We start from the raw sequence: 17,545 nt of genomic DNA on the forward strand, positions 1-17,545 counted from the left end.
GATTTGAGGAATCTAAGCAAAAGTCGTATGTTAGAGATTCTTAATAACCAGATATGAAGCTCAAACTCGTCTTATCTTTATTCCTTATACTTCCAGGAATACTCCTTGCTCAGGTAAAAGTAAACACAACAAAGTTTAACCGTAAAAATGAGGCTACTTTTAGTGCCAGCGGAAATTTACTCCGTTTTAAATGGCCATCGGAAGACAAGCGTATTGCCTAGGTTGTGCTTAACATGGACCCTGCGGAGCCGTTGTTTAAAAGTTTAAGTTTAATTACAGACGGAGCTGCTAAAGTCATTTCGACTGATCTTGACCCCGCTTTCTTATTAAGTATAGGTAAAAGGGACTTGTTATCTCAAAATGGTTGGAACATTTTTTTTGATAGAGTACCGCTTAAACCGTATAAAACCTATCCCGTTGTTTTAAAGAAAACCAATGCAGAGATCATCACGGTAGGCAGCAGAACGGTGATTAAAATATCGTCGTTAAGTGCAGACAAATTCTCCGGGCACCTGGAGATTACGTTTTACAATGGTAGCGCTTTATTTAATATCGCAGCCGTAGTTAGCACTAGCGAGGATGCCACTGCTATAGTTTATGATGCAGGTTTAATTGACAAGAAGTCCAATTGGAAGAACGTGTCCTGGACAAATACAAGTGATCAGTTCGCTACAAGCGCAGTAAGTTCTGCTGATACTGCCAGGAACCTTGCGGTTAAATACCGCGCAGTTGCCGCAAAGGGGGAGCACGGCGCTATCGCTATTTTTCCAGCTCCACACCAATACTTTTATCCTCTTGACGAAGCATTTAATCTCAAATTTACCTGGTACGGCAGCAACTACCGAAACATGATCGATGGCTTCGGTATAGGAATTAGACAAGATCTAAAAGGAGACAATCGATATGTTCCATGGTTTAATGCGCCGCCACTAACGAAGCAACGACTAAATTTTTTCTGCTATCTGAGCGACAAAGATGAGCAGTCCGCCTTTACAAATATTAAGAAGTTCACTCATGATGATAGTTACGTGAAGTTGCCTGGATTCAAAACCATGTCCAGTCACTTCCATAATGAGTTTGTGATGAAGGTAATGATGGCAAATAAAGAAATGCCTGATGTACCTGACTTTGTTCAAGTTTTTAAGAAAACGGGAATTGATATCGTGCATCTTGCAGAGTTTCATTATACCGCTCACCCTCAAGGTCCAGACGAACTCAGATTGCTCGAGTTGAAAATGTTATTTGAGATGTGTAAAAAATATTCTGATAGCCAACTGCTGCTGTTACCAGGGGAGGAACCCAATGAATTCTTTGGTGGGCACTGGTTACAGTTTTTTCCAAAAGAAGTGTACTGGATTATGTCCCGGAAGAAGGGACAACCTTTATTTGAGAACCATCCGGTTTATGGTCGGATATATCATATTGGAGATAAAGACGACATGTTGAAACTTCTGGAGACAGAAAATGGACTAGCCTGGACCGCTCACGCACGTACTAAAGGATCCGTTAATGCACCCGACGTTTATAAAGAGGAAGCATTCTTTAAATCCAAACAATTTATGGGTGCTGCTTGGAAAGCGATGCCTGCAGATCTTTCAGAGCCGAAACTTGGTAAAAGGGTGTTGGATCTGCTCGATGACATGAACAATTGGGGAGAAAAGAAAACAATTATTACGGAAGCGGATCTGTTTACGATTACTCCCGAGAATGAAATGTATGCACATTTAAATGTTAATTATTTAATGATGGACAAAATGCCTGCCTATACCGAGGGTTGGCAACCAGTATTAACGGCGATGCAAAAGGGAAAATTCTTTTCCAGCACAGGGGAGGTACTAATGCCGCAATTAACCATCAATAACGAGATCTCAGGAGAAACGATTACCCTTGATAAGACCGGTAGAGCCAGTGTCAAACTTAAGTTAAACTGGACCTTTCCAATGAACTTTATAGAAGTGATATCAGGTGATGGCACAAAGGTCTATCACGAGAAAATTGATCTTTCTGATACCCGGGCATTTGGTGATAAATTGTTTCAATTTAAAGCAAAGCTTAGCGGGCGTACATGGGTGAGGATAGAAGCCTGGGACATCGCGGCAAATGGCGCTTTCAGCCAAACCTTTTACATTGATAAGTGAGGTTGCGGCATCCGCCGGCAAGACGGTGGTAAAAATGCTTCCGGTCATTGGTAATTTATGATGTGCCACATCTAGGGGCAAAATTTCATATCAATATGCCAATTCGATACATAAAAGTTGGGTAGTTAAGACTAAATTTGAAATACACAGCCAAAGTATAATCACACAATGAACTTCAAAAAACCATTTTTTGTTAACCTTTTACATGGTTCGGCAATCGCTATCATACTGTTTACGAGTGAGGTGAATGCCCAGAATGTAAACATCTCCATTGAGACTAAAAGTAATGCTCTTGTATTACAGGCAGACGATAAGAAGAACCTAAACACGATATATTTCGGTAAAAAGCTTAACAGTGCTGCCGAATATCAACTGATTCCGTCGCAGTTTAAGCAATCGTCAGAATATACAGGGGTTTTGAACTCTGCATACACGTCATCAGGTTCAAAGAGCCTGCTGGAACCAGCAATCACAGTCACACATGCGGATGGCAATAATTCTCTTGACTTAAGATATGTTAGCCATACCGTTAAGAAAGAAAGTGATGATGTCTCCCTGCTTAGTATTATTTTAAAAGATCCTGTGTACGACTTCCAAGTAACACTTTTTTACAAGTCTTATTATAAAGATGATGTGGTGGAACAATGGAGCGTAATTAAGCATAAAGAAAAAGGAACTGTTCTTTTACAGAAATACGCTTCTGCAAATCTTTACCTAAAAGCAGGTGGCTTTTGGTTAAACCAATATCATGGAGACTGGGCTAAAGAAATGCAGCCGGAAGAATCCAGGATCACTCACGGAATAAAGACTTTGGATACCAAACTAGGTACTCGGGCAAACCTATTCCAACCATCTGTATTCATGATCTCAATGGATAGACCCGCTACAGAAGATGAAGGTACCGTTTTATACGGTTCATTGGCTTACAGCGGCAATTTCCGAACTGATATTGAGCTGGATTACTTAAATAATTTAAAAATCATCTCTGGGATCAATAACTATGCTTCACCCTATTCTTTAAAGCCGAATGAAGAATTTGTTAACCCCGCATTTCTGTATACACTTTCAACAACCGGAAAAGGAGATGCCAGTAGAAATATGCACAATTGGGCAAGAAACTACAGAATTCTAGACGGGAAAGGTGAGCGCCTTACCTTGTTGAACAATTGGGAAGCGACTTATTTTGACTTCAATGAACCTAAGCTTTTTGAACTCTTAAAAGACACCAAAAAGTTAGGCGTAGATCTTTTTCTATTGGATGACGGCTGGTTCGCAAATAAATATCCCCGGAATGGAGACGCTGCAGGGTTAGGGGATTGGGAGGAGAACAAGACAAAACTTCCAAATGGTGTTGCTTCTTTAGTTAAGGAAGCAAGAAATAACGATGTGAAGTTTGGAATTTGGATTGAGCCAGAAATGGTTAACCCAAAAAGTCAGCTTTATGAAAAACATCCGGATTGGGTGGTAAAACAGCCGAAGCGGGAAGAGTATTACTTCCGAAACCAGCTTGTGCTGGATCTGACCAACCCCAAAGTGCAGGACTTTGTATTTGGCGTCGTCAATGACCTGTTTACAAAAAACCCGGAGCTTGCCTATATCAAATGGGATTGTAATGCAGTTATTTACAATGCTTATTCTGCTACCCTGGGTAATCAAAACCATTTCTACATCGAGTACATGCGCGGCCTATACAAAGTGCTAGAGAGGATACGTGCAAAATACCCTACAGTCCCAATGATGCTGTGTTCAGGAGGCGGCGGACGGGTCGACTATGCTGCGTTAAAGTACTTTACTGAATTTTGGCCGAGTGATAATACTGACCCACTGGAGCGTATTTATATACAATGGGAATACTCTTACTTTTATCCGGCGATCACCTCCTCTAACCATGTGACGGATTGGGGTAAGCAACCGATTAAGTTTCGTACAGATGTGGCTATGATGGGCAAACTGGGTTTTGATATTGTGGTCAGTCATCTAAAAGACAATGAACTCAAGTACTGCCAGGAGGCTATAAAGACTTACAATGTTATAAAGCCAATTATCTGGCACGGAGATCAATATCGACTCGCAAATCCAAGAGAAGGAAGTGTAGCGTCCATGCTGTATTTAAATGTGGAGAAAACATCCGGAGTAATTTTTAACTACCTGGTAAACAACAGATATGATGAAAGCAGTAAGTCGCCTATTAAGTTCAAAGGACTCAATGGTGATAAAAGATATTCAGTAAAAGAACTGAATGTATATCCCGGGACGAATTCAATGATTGATGCAAGCAAATCCTACACAGGAGACTTCTTAATGAAAATTGGCTTTAATCCTAATGTCAATTCCAGCAGGACAAGTGTGGTGTTACAAATAGACGAAATTAAATAGTAAGTTTATATTGTAAACCTGATAAGTATGAGCAATAAATCTCTTAAGAGTCTCCGGGCGGGACTCTTCTTTTTTCCTATACTCCTAACCTTCGAAGCCAGCCAGGCAAAAGTGAAATTACCTTCCGTTTTTGCAGACCATATGGTTTTTCAACAGAAGACTAAAGTTTCGATTTGGGGTAAGACAGATGCTGGCAAAACTGTACACGTGAATGCTAGTTGGGCTAAATCAAAAGTTTCCGCAGTCGCAGATAAAAGCGGCAATTTCAAAGTTGGTATCACAACACCTTCGTTTGGCGGACCATATACCGTTACCATTGATGATGGGGAAAAAACTGTGTTGAATGACGTATTAATCGGTGACGTCTGGATTTGCTCTGGACAATCGAACATGGAAATGCCACTCGCAGGCTGGGGTAAGATTGACAATTACGAGAAGGAGATCAAAGATGCTAACTATCCAAACATAAGGCTTTTACAAGCAGATCACGTAACTAGTAACGTTCCATTAGCTGACGCGAAGGTATGGGAGGGAGGTTGGCGGACTTGTACACCACAAAACATCCCTGAATTTTCATCAGTAGCCTATTTTTTTGCAAGAGAAGTCTTTAAGAAGACAGGCATTCCAATTGGCTTGATCCATACCAGTTGGGGTGGAACAATTGCGGAAGCATGGACTAGTGCAGCGACTTTAAAAACTATTCCGGATTTTGTTGACGCGGTTAAAAAGATTGAACGCTCCGCAGAAGCTACTGCTGCACCTTCCATGGAGGAACAGCTGGTTACCTGGAGCAAGTTGGTTTTAGCTAACGATGCAGGGCTTCAAGGCGGCAATGCAGGTTGGCAATCTGCTTCATTCGACGCTAGTACCTGGAAATCTATTACTTTACCTGCAAATTGGGAAAGCAATGGAATGGACAATTTGGATGGCGTAGTCTGGTTTAGGAAAAGTGTTACTATCCCTGAAAAATGGGCGGGAAAAGAGCTTAAGCTGAATCTTGGTCCTATTGACGACAATGACGTAACTTTTGTCAACGGACTTAAGGTTGGCGAGACTGTAGGTTATGGAAATGACAGAGTATATGTGATATCTGCAGACAAGGTCAAAACAGGCCCTTTAGTTATCGCAATTAGAGTAACAGACACTGGTGGTGGAGGGGGTATGTACGGTGGACAAAATGTACTTTCTTTATCATCGTCAGATGGTGAGGAAATTTCACTAAATGGGGAGTGGAAACTGAAACTAGGGCTTGACTTTAAGAAGATTGCGCCTATGCCAGGAAGTAATGATGGGCCAAACAGAACAACTGTTTTATACAATGCGATGATTAACCCTTATTTACAATTTCCTATTAAAGGAGCGATTTGGTATCAGGGCGAAAGTAATGCAGATCGTGCCAATCAGTACCGTACTTTATTTCCTGCTATGATTCAAGACTGGAGAAAGAGCTGGAACCAGCCTAACTTTTCATTCTACTTTGTTCAACTTGCTAATTTCATGAAAGTAGAAACTAAGCCGGTGGCCTCTGCCTGGGCGGAACTGAGAGATGCCCAAAGGCAAACACTATCGTTGCCACATACCGGAATGGCGGTTGCGATTGACGTTGGTAACGATCTGGATATCCACCCAAAGAATAAGCAAGATGTTGGAAAGAGATTAGGACTTATTGCGCTAGCCAAAGACTATGGAGTAAAAATCCCATTTACAGGTCCGGTCTACAAGTCGCAGCTGATAACAGGTAATTCCATTAAACTGACTTTTATCGGAGTTGAAAGCGGATTGAAGACAAAAGATGGGGGCGAAGTTAAAGGATTCATTGTTGCTGGTTCAGACCAGAAATTTCATTGGGCAGAAGCGAAAATTATTGGCAATCAGATTGTCGTAAGTAGTGCTGCGGTAGCTAATCCTGTTTCTGTAAGGTATGCCTGGGCGAATAATCCCGTGTGTAACCTGGTTGATGGCTCAGGATTGCCAGCATCACCTTTTAAAACGGACGCCTGGCCAGACACCACCCTAGGTAGAAAGTAAGCTTAGATTGGGTGTTTCCGAAAGACCCAGTAAGTTTGCAGAAGATAATTGAAGCCAAGTGAAACTATAATGTCTACAATTATTCTTGAGATTTTATAATCGATGTTAAGCCGACTGGTAAACAAAAAAGTTCCAGTGCTTTTTAAAAAGATGCTACCTGCAACTACAAACATAAACTTTACAAGTTGGGCTCCTACCGGGGCCTTACTTGCTTTTTCAGTATTAAATGTCCAATACCTGTTTACCGTGAAATTAAATATAGCTCCGATTACTCCACCGATTGCTATAGAAATGGGATAGTATATGCCAAAGACTTCTGTGCAAAAAATCATTACCCCGTAATCAATCAGCCCCCCTAGAAAAGCAGAAAGCTGAGCCTTAACGAAAACGTAAATAGCGCTGCCTTTATTCATTAAGCGCATTCTTACCTGCAAGTTTTTCTAACCGTTCTGCGTTATCACGGATATCTCCCAGTTTCAAAAGTTTTCTGGTATCCACAACATTAATAATGAAAAGAATAATACACATACCCGTTGCAAAATATTCAATCAGGTGAGGCTGAATAACTTCTATTGTGAAGATAATTGCAAGAATTACCCGGACTTCCGTCGGGCCGACCAGTCCAGAGTCAATACTATAGATATCTGTAATCTTATACCGCAATTGTGAAATGATCATAGCCCATCCATACAAAACAACAAAGACGAATGCGATAAGCTCGAATTCATTGCGCGCATAGACCATATATCCAAGTCCAATTAGCACCGTGCCAACCCAATCCATGATGATGTCAAGAGAGAATCCGAACCACTTTCTTGGAATATTGCGATAATAAGCAATCCGACCGTCCAAAGAATCTCCAAACCAATTAATAGCCAGGCCTAAGATACCAAGGAGCAGATAAGATCTATCAACGTATGTTGCCAAGATAAAACCAGCTAGAACAAGAAATGAGCCTGCAGTACCAATTACGGTAAGCATATTGGAAGAAATAAACTCAGGAACCCGCTTTACGAGATATGAGATTGTTGCTTGCTCCGGGATACTTAATATATTGGTTCTTTTTCTATCTTGAAATATTCTCTTTAAAGTACCGGTTGCAGCATCGGAGGCTGCGTCAATATCTTTCACTATGTTGTTTTCCATTCGGATGTGCAGTTCTGCTTTTTTTACAGCGGTACAAAAATATATAATTTAACTTGTTCCTTCTTTTCTTTTCAATTCAATGACCGTTATTTCTGGCCAAATACCCACACGTCCAGAAAAGCCGATAAATCCAAAGCCACGGTTGATGTTCAGATACATACCATCAAGGTACTTTATTCCAGCCCAATGTTTATACCGATATTTAACCGGACTCCATTTCAACCCGAATGCTTCTATACCAAATTGCATACCATGAGTGTGACCGGAGAGGGTAAGTTGAATTTTTGAGCTGTATTTAATTACTTCTGCTTCCCAATGTGAGGGGTCATGAGACAATAAAACTTTAAAGGCATCTGTAGCGGTTCCGGATAGTGCCTTTTTAAGATCACCCCGTTCCCCAAATCCAATACCCCAATTTTCTACTCCCGCTAACACGATTTTTTCATTTCCCTTATGAATTTCCACATGTTCATCAAGTAGCAGTTTGTAACCTAGATCTTTATGATAAGATTTCAACAAGTCAAGGTTTTTATGCTTGCTTTGTTCTGACTCCCACTTTACGTAATCACCGTAATCATGATTACCCAGAATGGAAAATTGACCGAAGGGGGCTTTAATCTGACTAAAATGCGCTATCCAGGGCTTAATCTCCTCCGCTTTATTATTGACAAGGTCGCCCGTGAAGACAAAAACATCTGAATTTTGCGCTTTGATCATCTCAATTCCTCTTTGTACTGCTTTAGTGTTCGTGAAACTTCCAGCGTGCACGTCTGAAATTTGAGTAATGGTGAAACCATCGAAGCTTTCTGGCAAGTCGTCGAAGTAAAGCGTGTGCTTTAAAACACGATAAGCATATTTGCCTCTGACCATACCATAAATGAAGACGAGTATTAATAAACCAGCAACAATCAGGTCAAATTTGATCCAGATTATACTGCGGGGAACTTGGGCGATTAAATCATAAGCGTCTCCAATGATGAGGAGAAGTGCAAACAACAGCTCCGTAGCAAATAATACAAGAAAAAGATGCGTCGCAAATTTAAACAGGAGCCCCATTCCCTGGCTTTGGATCCTGGCTATAGCGTACACTAACAATGCGGTAGAAAACGCAATAAAAGTCCAGAAGAAAAGTGGCGTCGAAGCGCTTCTAAAGGCAAGCTCAAAGCCGGATAAAACATACCAATTTAGTAAAAAGAAAATGATCGCGATCGCGAGTAATGGAAGGACGTTGAGTTTTCTTTTCATGTTCGAATTTAAAGATCGCAAAAGTAGCCTTTGAAGGGTCAAGAGTTCTGAACCAGACATAATTTTACAAAGGTTCTATATTGCCTTCTCAGGCGTTAAAGTAATTGTGACCTATCATGCCGACCATTATTTTTGTATTACGAAGAGTTTTCTATAGTTTGCGTCTAAATTTATAGAAATGGGGTTTGTTAAAGAGTTTAAAGAATTCGCTGTCAAAGGAAGTGTAATGGATCTTGCTGTGGGCGTTATCATCGGTGGTGCTTTTGGTAAAATCATTGATAGCGTAGTGAAGGATTTAATTATGCCATTGGTGTCCTCTGTGATAGGCTCTGTAGATTTCAGTAACATGTACCTTGTGTTGAAAGGAGTTGTGAAGGATGGCGAATCAATTGAGGTAGCCAGGAAGGTTGAAAATGCTGTAATCTTTGCCTATGGCAATTTCATAACAGTAGCAATAAACTTTTTTCTATTGGCACTAGCTGTTTTTCTGCTTGTAAAAGGAATAAATTCTCTTAAACGGAAGGAAGCTGCCGCGGCACCTACCGTACCGGCTTCAACGAAGGAGGAAATACTTCTGACAGAGATAAGAGATTTGTTAAAGACAAAGTCTATCTGATCGCGTTAATTCAACCTGATTTACCGCATTTCTGCATCTCTTTGCAACAAATATTAGCCATGGGAAGCTTTCTCTTGCTTCAAATAAACGGTTTCTTTTTACCGATTAAATAATGGGCTTCACCGATAATTAGCAGCTATAGAAATGGCAAGCGTTGCCGGCGATCATGCTACCGCCTACATTTGAATTAGAAAAACGGAATAAATCGTTTCAAACAAACGATATTCTAGTCTAATCAAATAGTTAAGGATAAATAATATATTTAAAGCACAGATATGGAAAAGTTCACAAATAATAATTCAAGTAGAATATGGACAGGGGTAATCATCATATTCATCGGATTGGTGCTGTTTCTGAGAAATCAGGGGCTGGATATTCCACGATGGATCCTAAGCTGGCCAATGTTATTAATTGCAATTGGTTTATTAGTTGGATACAAACGTAATTTTCATGGTGGGGGCTGGTTAGCAATGGTACTAATAGGCGGCTTTTTTACACTGGGAAAAATAACTGATTACAATTTATCAAAATACTATTTTTCAATTGCATTTATCGCCCTTGGACTCTTTCTTATTTTTAAGCCCAAAGGAGTAAGTAAAAGGAGAGCAAAAGCGATGCGTGAGAAAGCACCTGCAGATTTTACTGCTTTAGATGCTTCGGAACAGCCAGAACAGGCTTACATACCTACTGATACAGAAGACAATGATATTATAGATTCAGTAAATGTGTTCGGAGGAAGTCACCAGCGCATCTTCTCTAAAAACTTCAAAGGGGGAGATGTCATTGCGATATTCGGAGGATGTGATATCAATCTTACACAGGCGGACTTCAATAATACCATAACCCTGGATGTGGTCGCTATCTTCGGGGGCTGTAAAATCATAGTACCCCCTGGATGGGAAGTGAAATCTGAGGTTACAGCAATATTCGGAGGGATGGATGACAAGCGTGCCGTAGGACCAGTGTCTCCTCTGGGATCAAGAAAGATATTTATAGTGAAAGGTGTTGCTCTTTTCGGCGGTGTCGATATACGAAACTTTTAAACCTTGAAGCCGTGACAACCAGACCACTGTCCGTACCCGGAATTCAACAAATTGCTGCCATCATATTTTCGGTATGGGTGGCAGTTTTTGTATTTTTATTTCATTACTCGCTCAATTTTACTTTACTGATATCTTTTGTGGATAGCTTAATTACCAATGGCCTGCTCGCTATTGGCTGCATCATCCTGAGCAATTTGCTTGGCTACTATCAGCCTAAAAATGAAACCATACTGTTTGTGTTTGTCCTGACCATTATGTTAGGCCTTATCATCACCGTAGTGAGTAAGGTTGCGCTGAATATGCTCTTTCCAGACGATGTCACGTATCAGAGCTTCCTCGATCTTTCTGTGATCATCAGGTTCATCATTATATTTGTCTTTCTCGCCTGGTGTGCTCTTGCGAATATTCTCTGGTACCGACTGGAAGAACAGTCTGCCACTCAGCAACGATTGCTAACAGCTCAAAATCTGTCTAAAGAAGCTGAACTGAACAAGCTTAGACATCAGTTACAACCCCATTTTCTTTTCAATAGCCTCAACTCTGTGTATGCGTTAACGATCGTTAATCCTAAAGAAGCAGGAACGATGATCACTAAGTTAGCGGCTTTCTTACGCGGAACATTGAAACGCGATGATGAAGTCTGGGTTAATGTCGAAGAAGAAATGGAATATATCCAGCTTTATCTAGACATAGAGAAAGTACGATTCAGTCATAGGCTTAGTATAGATGTTGTGATCGACGAAGACAGTCTGCCACTTTGCTTACCTGGTACTTTGTTGCAGCCGATAGTGGAGAATGCCATTAAGTTTGGCCTTTACAACACATCTTCAGCCATCACTATTTCTATTCACGTCAAAGTTGAGCATCAGGTATTAACCATCCAGGTAACAAATCCTTACGACCCTGAAATGAAGGCAACGGGAGGTACGGGCTTCGGCCTTACTGCAATTAGAAGAAGGCTTTACTTGCTTTTTGCTGATGAACACCTATTGAAGACTAACACCACCGAAGACAAACTATTTATTACCACGCTACAAATCCCTCAGCACCATGATAAGAACCATACTAATTGACGATGAATCACTTGCGAGAGACATTGTTAAACATTACCTGAGTAGCTTCCCTGATATTGAGGTGGTTGCAGAATGCAGTGATGGATTTGAAGGACTCAAAGCAATAACTCAATACCAGCCTGACTTTATATTTCTGGACATTCAAATGCCTAAGATCAATGGTTTCGAAATGCTGGAGTTAGTTGAGAATCCACCTGCAGTAATATTTACCACTGCATTTGATGAATATGCAATCAAAGCTTTTGAAGTCAATGCCGTTGATTATCTGTTAAAGCCCATTGAAAAGAGCAGGTTTGATCTTGCGATGCAGAAGCTGCCTTTGAGGTTGAATGCTGGAACCGATCTAGCTAATAACGATGAGTTGCTAGAATCTGCAGCAATGAGTCCGGCACAACACAATAGGGTAGTTGTCAAAAAGAACGGGGTCATTAAAATCATTGCTGTCTCTGATATTCATTATTTGGAGGCAGATGATGACTATGTCAAACTGAGTACAACAGAGGGTATTTACCATAAAAACAAGACCATGAGCTTCTTTGAAAGAACGTTAGATACAGAGCAGTTTATCCGGATTCACCGTTCCTATATTATCAACCTGGCCCAGGTTACCAAAATCGAACTTAAAGAGAAGGACAGCTATGTTGTCCTATTAAAATCAGATATTTGGCTGCCAGTTAGCAAAACAGGATATGGTAAATTAAAGGCTGCGTTGGGCCTTTAGATAATTAAAATTCTATTTGCAATTAGAAAATAATCAAACTATATTTGCACCTCTTATTTAAAAAAATAGTTAAGATATAATACAGTTATGAAAAGAACATTCCAACCTTCGCAAAGAAAGAGAAGAAACAAGCATGGCTTCCGCGAAAGAATGGCTACAGCAAACGGTAGAAGAGTATTAGCTTCACGTCGTGCAAAAGGAAGAAAAAGATTAACGGTTTCAAGCGAAGGCCGTCATAAAGCATAATTCTTGATTGCAGCAGTTGATGTTAGCAGTTTAATACATCTGCAAGCTTGCAGTCAAAATATGAATACATTCACTAAAGAAGAACGGTTATGTAGCAGAAAGTCAATCGATTTGCTATTTAAGAACGGTTCTTCTTTTTTGTTATACCCTTTCCGGGTTTCCTACCTGCTCACAGAAACACCATCCAGTTTTCCGGTGCAGGTTGTTATTAACGTCTCAAAGAAGCGTTATAAGAGAGCAGTGGACCGCAATCTAATTAAGCGGAGAACACGCGAAGCATATCGCCTCCAAAAGCAGGCTCAGCTTTACAATTCAATCCTCCATTCTGATAAACTATTGTTGTTATCTGTCCAGTTTATTGGTAAACAGATATATGATTACTCTTTTTTCGAGAAAAAGCTTTCAGGTGTTTTTAAAAAGCTACTTAACAACATAACGGTTAATGAATCCCCTTTATCGAATCTATAAAGGCTTGTTAACATTGCTCGGATGGCTTCTTATTGGAGTCATTAAGCTATATCAGTGGCTATTATCCCCATTGCTCGGCGCCAGTTGCCGGTATACGCCTACTTGCTCTCAATACGGCCTGGAAGCTATCCAAAAATACGGGCCTTTTAAAGGCGGTTGGCTTACCTTAAAACGTATCGGTAGCTGCCACCCCTGGGGAGGTCACGGCCATGACCCGGTTCCTTAAATAAAACTGTTACTTTCGCATCATGGCAATAATACTTCAAATAGAAACCGCAACTCAGGTATGTTCAGCCGCGTTGTCGCAAAATGGTAAAACGATTGCCGTCAAAGAACTTCTGGCTAGTAACATCCATGCTGGAAGTCTTACACTATTCATCCAGGAAGTGATGACAATAGCTGGCTTCTCTTACGCTGATTTAGATGCTATTGCAGTGAGTAAGGGTCCAGGGTCTTATACCGGATTAAGGATCGGTGTGTCCACTGCCAAGGGGTTATGTTTCGCATTAGATAAGCCACTGATCGCAATAGGCACATTGGAGATGATGGCTAAAGGATTTATGGAGGCGAACCGCGGTTTTGACGGCCTCGTTTGTCCTATGATCGATGCCAGAAGGATGGAGGTCTTTACTTCAGTGTACGATGCTTCTTTGTCAACGGTAGAGGAGGTGTCAGCAAAAATTATTGATGAGCAAAGCTTTTTAAACAGACTGGAACAAGGTCCGGTAACTTTCATTGGCGATGGTGCTGAAAAATGTAAAGTGGCCATCACTCATCCGAATGCACGCTTCTCCAACCAGAACTTCAATTCAGCAGTAAATATGAGTCAGCTGTCATTCGAAGCATTTTCAAGCCAAAGGTTTGAAGACCTTGCTTACTTCGAGCCATTTTATCTTAAAGACTTCGTCTTAACCACTCCCAAGATAGCAAAGTAAGGCTTATCTTCTTCTTGAAAAGATATTGAATATACGTCCAAAAAAGCTGGACTCGTTGCCGTTGATTCCGGGCATCGTACTGCTGTTTTGCGGGTGCTCAACAATTCTCCCAAATTTTATGCCTACACCCATATAAAATGAGGCGCTGTTGTACCCTGATCCAATGGTGGCATCTTGGGCAGTGATACTGTTATATTGTGAAATCGTTTTAAATAGATTGTCTGAACCAAGGTATATCTCGAAGTTGGGCGTCTTATACATCCCTTGCATTCCAAACAACATTAAACCGTCTATATTGTAATTGGGAACCGCACTTAAAGAAAAATCATTGTAGTCAAATTTATTCACCCAGGCAACGTCGCCACCTCTATAGAACAGATTCTTGGAGAGTATAATGCTTGGTGTATAGAAGCCAAAAGTCTTAGAAATAAGAAAGTCTACTTTTGCGTTGGTAGGGGCATAAAATGCCTTCCTTGTCGAGTCTTGTAAAACAGCATCTGTGATCTGATTTTCAACATCTTTAGAAGTTGTGTTAGGGCCAAGTTCTACAGGTATAATGTGGTTAAAGCTCGTTACCGCTGAGGTTTTTCCCCATCTGATTACACCTAAATCCTTTAGGTTTGCCATCACAAAAGTTCCGTTTTTAGCAGTGTAGGCAGTTCCCAATGTTATCGAAAAGCCGGGGTTTTTGAAAGATGGATTGAGGTCGTTCCTCTCAAATTCGTCACCTATTAAGAAGCTGGCCCGGTAAGTTCCGTTAAGTTTTACCTCAATATTTTCGCCCACTCCTGGCTGACTAAAGCTGGATTCTGTAATATCTAGTTTGTTATAGTTGATCCCGCTTAAAAAACTCAGCTTCGCGCCGAAAGCAAGTTGCTTATCGTAATTCTCACGATAGCTCCAACTAAACTGGTGGTAGCTTTGAGCCAGCCCCTTGCTATTGAATGCTCCGTCAATGTTTGTTAAGCCATTTTGCTCAAACCTTCGGAAAGAGTCGAAAATTGCCAGAGTTTCATTAGTCAAGTCTGCCCACCCTTCTGATCTCACCTGCCAGGAAAGGCCAATTTCTTTCTGGTATTTATAAGAATGAAAAATCCTAAGTGTCGCCAGGTAGATGTTTGAACTTACAGAGATCCTGTTGAACTGATTCGCACCAAGCGCAATATTGTTTGTACTGTATATCCCTTCGCCAACTAATTTGCGGATAAAGTCGTTGTTACCCTTGTTTGATCCAGTGACTCCGAAGGTTGGCAATAGAAAGTTAGAACTGAATTGCTTCGAATAGTCAAGTTGAAATGTCTTTTGCGCAGGGTTTTCAAATCCATCAAACATCGTATTCGTGTTGAAAAGCCCGAATTGTTGTGCATCGACTCGACCAAATGAAAAACATAGTACGAGGATTATTGCGTATTGTCTCAGCATATTTAAAAGTAACACAATAAAGTTAAATAATTTTTTGTGTTACTTCATGATGGACAATGAATCCGGAGCGCTTATAGCCTGCTTTTTAACCATCAAAAGGTTCGTTAGAAACTTCTTATTGTCACTGCTCAATTGATAAGAAAGCGAAGAGTAGTCTTTAAGGCCTTCTTTAGAATAAATGTGCCTAAAGAAAGGCAGGTATATATTCTTCTGTGCAATGTTTGCAGAGTTTTTGAAATCTACGTAAACCTCAATGTTCGAGCCGGCCGATAACTGTTCTACCGCATTGCTAAAATCGCCATTGTTAATCAGCAGCTCATTGTTTCTGTAGCTGTGGCTAAAGGACGCTAAAGTCTCTGGACTGTTCGCGATAATCATATAGTTGTCTATAATTAAATAGTAGGGTCTTTGAAAATTCCGGAAGGGCTCACCGAAGAACGCGTATAAAAGACCAGCGACCTTAAGCCGCTTAATCTCATCGGAATAGTTTGTGCTCAGTTCCAACAGCAACTGATCCAGTTTATCTCCGTTAGTTAGGTTCACTGCAGCAAGTTTTTCGGAACTACTCAACTGAAAAGTGATGAATTGATTTCTAAAGTAAGCCGGTAAGACTTTCTCCAAATCTATCCGATTAGTGGTGTTGATATTTTCAATTGTCTTGTCAATCTCTTTAACTTCCTGATTTTCTTTAAACCATTGTTTTAAAGCCCTTCTAAATGATAAATGATTGGCTACCGCATAGGCAGTATAAATCGCAGTGTTGTCTGGTAAAATGTTGGTGATGTCAATCTTCTGAGAAGTCTCATTTGCAAATATGGAGTAGTAATTGCCTGAACTTTGAGGTACAGTTGTCCCTGTCAGCAGCACCTTTTCTTTGCTGAAGTTATAGACTAAAGCAGCGTAAGCATTTTGACGATCCAAGGTAGTCAGCTCAACAGGAAGCTTCCCAGGCATCATAACTTTTAACAGATGAGGGAGTTTTTCAATATTTAAGTAGAGCTCTGCCAGACTTGTTTTAGCAATCCTGCTATTCGCTTGGATAAATTCCGCAAACTTATTCTGTTGATCTCTCGATACCGTCAGACCACGTTTTACCAACTTGCTTTCTGTTGATAGAAGAAGCAGATTTCCCTCCATTCCGATAAAAAAATTGGTACTGTCATTAAGAGACATCTTGAAGATACCTAAATCAGGCGTCAGGACCACTTTCCCAATCGCAAGCGTCTGTAACAACTGTTCCGTTGTAAAGTCAGGATTGATCTGTGTGCTGTAAAGGAAGGAGAACGACTTGTTGTCGCCAGGATGAAGTGAAATGTAAACACTTTGTCGCTCAAAGAATTTTTGTACGCCAGGAACACCTAACACATTGTTAGTTAAAGCTGTGAGTTGATCAATTTTCTCTTCTCCAATTAGATCTTGTAAAACATTCTGACCTTTTAAAATGTCGACTATGCTCTGCTCGTTTTCAAACGAAAAAATTAGAGGTGAATGGGCTGCTGCTACGTATAAACTATGCTGAGTTTTTTTATGTTCCGAACTTAACCCTGAGAAATACAAGTAGGCCATGGTTACGATGGCAATAAATAACGCGGCGATTATAAATCCAATCTTTTTCATGTGCTGTGTAGACAAACTTAGAGATTTTGTTTGTCTTTAGTAGGTGTTAGAAGACATTTTTACATAAGTTTGCCTTGTAAAAAGTAGGTTGTTATGAACAGAAAGATATTAATTACCGCCTCTTTGTTTGGTGCTGTAGCGGTTGTTTTAGGCGCTTTTGGAGCCCATGGCTTAAAGAATATAATTCCTGCAGACGCACTGGCAATTTGGGCGAAAGGAGTAGAATATCAATTTTACCACACCTTTGCATTGCTTTTTTTGTCACAGCTAAAAGAGAACAAATGGACTAAATTTGCATTCGGCTTTTTCAGCTTCGGTATACTTTTCTTCTCTGGCTCTTTATACCTTTTGGCTACAAGGTCTGTTACAGAAATTATATTTGTTAATTACGTTGGACCGATCACTCCTATAGGTGGACTATTGCTAATCATAGGCTGGATCATGCTGTTATTGTCGGCCTTAAAGAAATAA

The 17,545-nt window shown here is 40.5% G+C and carries 18 protein-coding genes; 13 read left to right on the plus strand and 5 right to left on the minus strand.

The window, feature by feature from the left end:
- Window positions 1-53 precede the first annotated feature (53 nt).
- The 4 genes from WKF66_RS11330 to WKF66_RS11345 all read left to right on the plus strand — a co-directional run bounded on the left by WKF66_RS11330 (window position 54) and on the right by WKF66_RS11345 (window position 6,542).
- Window positions 54-221: a hypothetical protein gene (locus WKF66_RS11330; protein WP_489674563.1), complete on the plus strand. Its 168-nt coding sequence runs from the start codon at window positions 54-56 to the stop codon at window positions 219-221.
- A gap of 12 nt (window positions 222-233) precedes the next feature.
- A complete protein-coding gene (locus WKF66_RS11335) occupies window positions 234-2,138 on the plus strand; it encodes a CehA/McbA family metallohydrolase domain-containing protein (RefSeq protein ID WP_489674564.1) in 1,905 nt (634 codons plus the stop codon).
- A 168-nt stretch (window positions 2,139-2,306) separates the two neighbouring features.
- A complete protein-coding gene (locus WKF66_RS11340; RefSeq protein WP_489674565.1) occupies window positions 2,307-4,514 on the plus strand; it encodes an alpha-galactosidase in 2,208 nt (735 codons plus the stop codon).
- Between the two features lie 27 nt (window positions 4,515-4,541).
- Window positions 4,542-6,542, plus strand: coding sequence for a sialate O-acetylesterase (locus tag WKF66_RS11345; protein WP_489674566.1), 2,001 nt, complete (start codon window positions 4,542-4,544; stop codon window positions 6,540-6,542).
- 2 nt (window positions 6,543-6,544) lie between these two features.
- Here the strand turns inward: WKF66_RS11345 and WKF66_RS11350 are convergent, their stop codons facing one another.
- From WKF66_RS11350 to WKF66_RS11360, 3 genes are read right to left on the minus strand one after another with little or no spacing between them, the layout of a single operon-like run.
- Complete coding sequence (locus WKF66_RS11350; protein WP_489674567.1) at window positions 6,545-6,955, minus strand: GtrA family protein; 411 nt, start codon at window positions 6,953-6,955, stop codon at window positions 6,545-6,547.
- On the minus strand, window positions 6,948-7,688 hold the full coding sequence (locus tag WKF66_RS11355; RefSeq protein ID WP_489674568.1) for a CDP-alcohol phosphatidyltransferase family protein: 741 nt from the start codon (window positions 7,686-7,688) through the stop codon (window positions 6,948-6,950). The genes WKF66_RS11350 and WKF66_RS11355 overlap by 8 nt, the downstream gene beginning before the upstream one ends.
- A gap of 48 nt (window positions 7,689-7,736) precedes the next feature.
- On the minus strand, window positions 7,737-8,933 hold the full coding sequence (locus WKF66_RS11360; protein ID WP_489674569.1) for a metallophosphoesterase: 1,197 nt from the start codon (window positions 8,931-8,933) through the stop codon (window positions 7,737-7,739).
- A gap of 178 nt (window positions 8,934-9,111) precedes the next feature.
- On the opposite strand from WKF66_RS11360, the gene mscL reads away from it, so the two are divergent.
- The 8 genes from mscL to tsaB all read left to right on the plus strand — a co-directional run bounded on the left by mscL (window position 9,112) and on the right by tsaB (window position 14,035).
- Complete coding sequence (gene mscL, locus WKF66_RS11365) at window positions 9,112-9,549, plus strand: large conductance mechanosensitive channel protein MscL (protein WP_489674570.1); 438 nt, start codon at window positions 9,112-9,114, stop codon at window positions 9,547-9,549.
- 275 nt (window positions 9,550-9,824) lie between these two features.
- Window positions 9,825-10,592: a LiaF transmembrane domain-containing protein gene (locus tag WKF66_RS11370; RefSeq protein WP_489674571.1), complete on the plus strand. Its 768-nt coding sequence runs from the start codon at window positions 9,825-9,827 to the stop codon at window positions 10,590-10,592.
- 11 nt (window positions 10,593-10,603) lie between these two features.
- Window positions 10,604-11,665, plus strand: coding sequence for a sensor histidine kinase (locus WKF66_RS11375; RefSeq protein ID WP_489674572.1), 1,062 nt, complete (start codon window positions 10,604-10,606; stop codon window positions 11,663-11,665).
- The gene (locus tag WKF66_RS11380) at window positions 11,643-12,386 is read left to right on the plus strand and encodes a LytR/AlgR family response regulator transcription factor (RefSeq protein ID WP_489674573.1); all 744 of its coding nucleotides are present in this window, start codon (window positions 11,643-11,645) and stop codon (window positions 12,384-12,386) included. Before WKF66_RS11375 ends, WKF66_RS11380 begins: the two co-directional genes overlap by 23 nt.
- Window positions 12,387-12,473: 87 nt before the next feature.
- On the plus strand, window positions 12,474-12,632 hold the full coding sequence (gene rpmH, locus WKF66_RS11385; protein WP_015807371.1) for a 50S ribosomal protein L34: 159 nt from the start codon (window positions 12,474-12,476) through the stop codon (window positions 12,630-12,632).
- 60 nt (window positions 12,633-12,692) lie between these two features.
- Entirely contained in the window at window positions 12,693-13,100 is a 408-nt protein-coding gene (locus WKF66_RS11390; RefSeq protein WP_489674574.1) for a ribonuclease P protein component, read from the plus strand.
- Window positions 13,075-13,326 (plus strand): membrane protein insertion efficiency factor YidD, encoded by a 252-nt coding sequence (gene yidD / locus WKF66_RS11395; RefSeq protein WP_489674575.1) that lies wholly within the window; start codon window positions 13,075-13,077, stop codon window positions 13,324-13,326. The genes WKF66_RS11390 and yidD overlap by 26 nt, the downstream gene beginning before the upstream one ends.
- 22 nt (window positions 13,327-13,348) lie before the next feature.
- On the plus strand, window positions 13,349-14,035 hold the full coding sequence (gene tsaB / locus WKF66_RS11400) for a tRNA (adenosine(37)-N6)-threonylcarbamoyltransferase complex dimerization subunit type 1 TsaB (RefSeq protein WP_489674576.1): 687 nt from the start codon (window positions 13,349-13,351) through the stop codon (window positions 14,033-14,035).
- Window positions 14,036-14,038: 3 nt separating this feature from the next.
- On the opposite strand, the gene WKF66_RS11405 is transcribed toward tsaB, so the two are convergent.
- Both WKF66_RS11405 and WKF66_RS11410 read right to left on the minus strand, forming a co-directional pair.
- A complete protein-coding gene (locus tag WKF66_RS11405) occupies window positions 14,039-15,457 on the minus strand; it encodes a DUF5723 family protein (RefSeq protein WP_489674577.1) in 1,419 nt (472 codons plus the stop codon).
- 39 nt (window positions 15,458-15,496) lie between these two features.
- Window positions 15,497-17,074 (minus strand): hypothetical protein, encoded by a 1,578-nt coding sequence (locus tag WKF66_RS11410; protein ID WP_489674578.1) that lies wholly within the window; start codon window positions 17,072-17,074, stop codon window positions 15,497-15,499.
- 93 nt (window positions 17,075-17,167) lie between these two features.
- Here WKF66_RS11410 and WKF66_RS11415 point away from each other — a divergent pair, with 93 nt between their 5' ends.
- Entirely contained in the window at window positions 17,168-17,545 is a 378-nt protein-coding gene (locus tag WKF66_RS11415; protein ID WP_489674579.1) for a DUF423 domain-containing protein, read from the plus strand.

The sequence above is a fragment of the Pedobacter sp. genome, from assembly GCF_037719805.1.
In the GTDB taxonomy this organism is placed as follows: Bacteria; Bacteroidota; Bacteroidia; order Sphingobacteriales; family Sphingobacteriaceae; genus Pedobacter.

What these genes read in the sequence shown, in the direction of transcription:
- WKF66_RS11330 (WP_489674563.1), top strand. Translation starts at nt 54, where the DNA reads ATGAAGCTCAAACTCGTCTTATCTTTATTCCTTATACTTCCAGGAATA.
- WKF66_RS11335 (WP_489674564.1), top strand. Translation starts at nt 234, where the DNA reads ATGGACCCTGCGGAGCCGTTGTTTAAAAGTTTAAGTTTAATTACAGAC.
- WKF66_RS11340 (WP_489674565.1), top strand. Translation starts at nt 2,307, where the DNA reads ATGAACTTCAAAAAACCATTTTTTGTTAACCTTTTACATGGTTCGGCA.
- WKF66_RS11345 (WP_489674566.1), top strand. Translation starts at nt 4,542, where the DNA reads ATGAGCAATAAATCTCTTAAGAGTCTCCGGGCGGGACTCTTCTTTTTT.
- WKF66_RS11350 (WP_489674567.1), bottom strand. Translation starts at nt 6,955, where the DNA reads ATGAATAAAGGCAGCGCTATTTACGTTTTCGTTAAGGCTCAGCTTTCT.
- WKF66_RS11355 (WP_489674568.1), bottom strand. Translation starts at nt 7,688, where the DNA reads ATGGAAAACAACATAGTGAAAGATATTGACGCAGCCTCCGATGCTGCA.
- WKF66_RS11360 (WP_489674569.1), bottom strand. Translation starts at nt 8,933, where the DNA reads ATGAAAAGAAAACTCAACGTCCTTCCATTACTCGCGATCGCGATCATT.
- mscL (WP_489674570.1), top strand. Translation starts at nt 9,112, where the DNA reads ATGGGGTTTGTTAAAGAGTTTAAAGAATTCGCTGTCAAAGGAAGTGTA.
- WKF66_RS11370 (WP_489674571.1), top strand. Translation starts at nt 9,825, where the DNA reads ATGGAAAAGTTCACAAATAATAATTCAAGTAGAATATGGACAGGGGTA.
- WKF66_RS11380 (WP_489674573.1), top strand. Translation starts at nt 11,643, where the DNA reads ATGATAAGAACCATACTAATTGACGATGAATCACTTGCGAGAGACATT.
- rpmH (WP_015807371.1), top strand. Translation starts at nt 12,474, where the DNA reads ATGAAAAGAACATTCCAACCTTCGCAAAGAAAGAGAAGAAACAAGCAT.
- WKF66_RS11390 (WP_489674574.1), top strand. Translation starts at nt 12,693, where the DNA reads ATGAATACATTCACTAAAGAAGAACGGTTATGTAGCAGAAAGTCAATC.
- yidD (WP_489674575.1), top strand. Translation starts at nt 13,075, where the DNA reads ATGAATCCCCTTTATCGAATCTATAAAGGCTTGTTAACATTGCTCGGA.
- tsaB (WP_489674576.1), top strand. Translation starts at nt 13,349, where the DNA reads ATGGCAATAATACTTCAAATAGAAACCGCAACTCAGGTATGTTCAGCC.
- WKF66_RS11405 (WP_489674577.1), bottom strand. Translation starts at nt 15,457, where the DNA reads ATGCTGAGACAATACGCAATAATCCTCGTACTATGTTTTTCATTTGGT.
- WKF66_RS11410 (WP_489674578.1), bottom strand. Translation starts at nt 17,074, where the DNA reads ATGAAAAAGATTGGATTTATAATCGCCGCGTTATTTATTGCCATCGTA.
- WKF66_RS11415 (WP_489674579.1), top strand. Translation starts at nt 17,168, where the DNA reads ATGAACAGAAAGATATTAATTACCGCCTCTTTGTTTGGTGCTGTAGCG.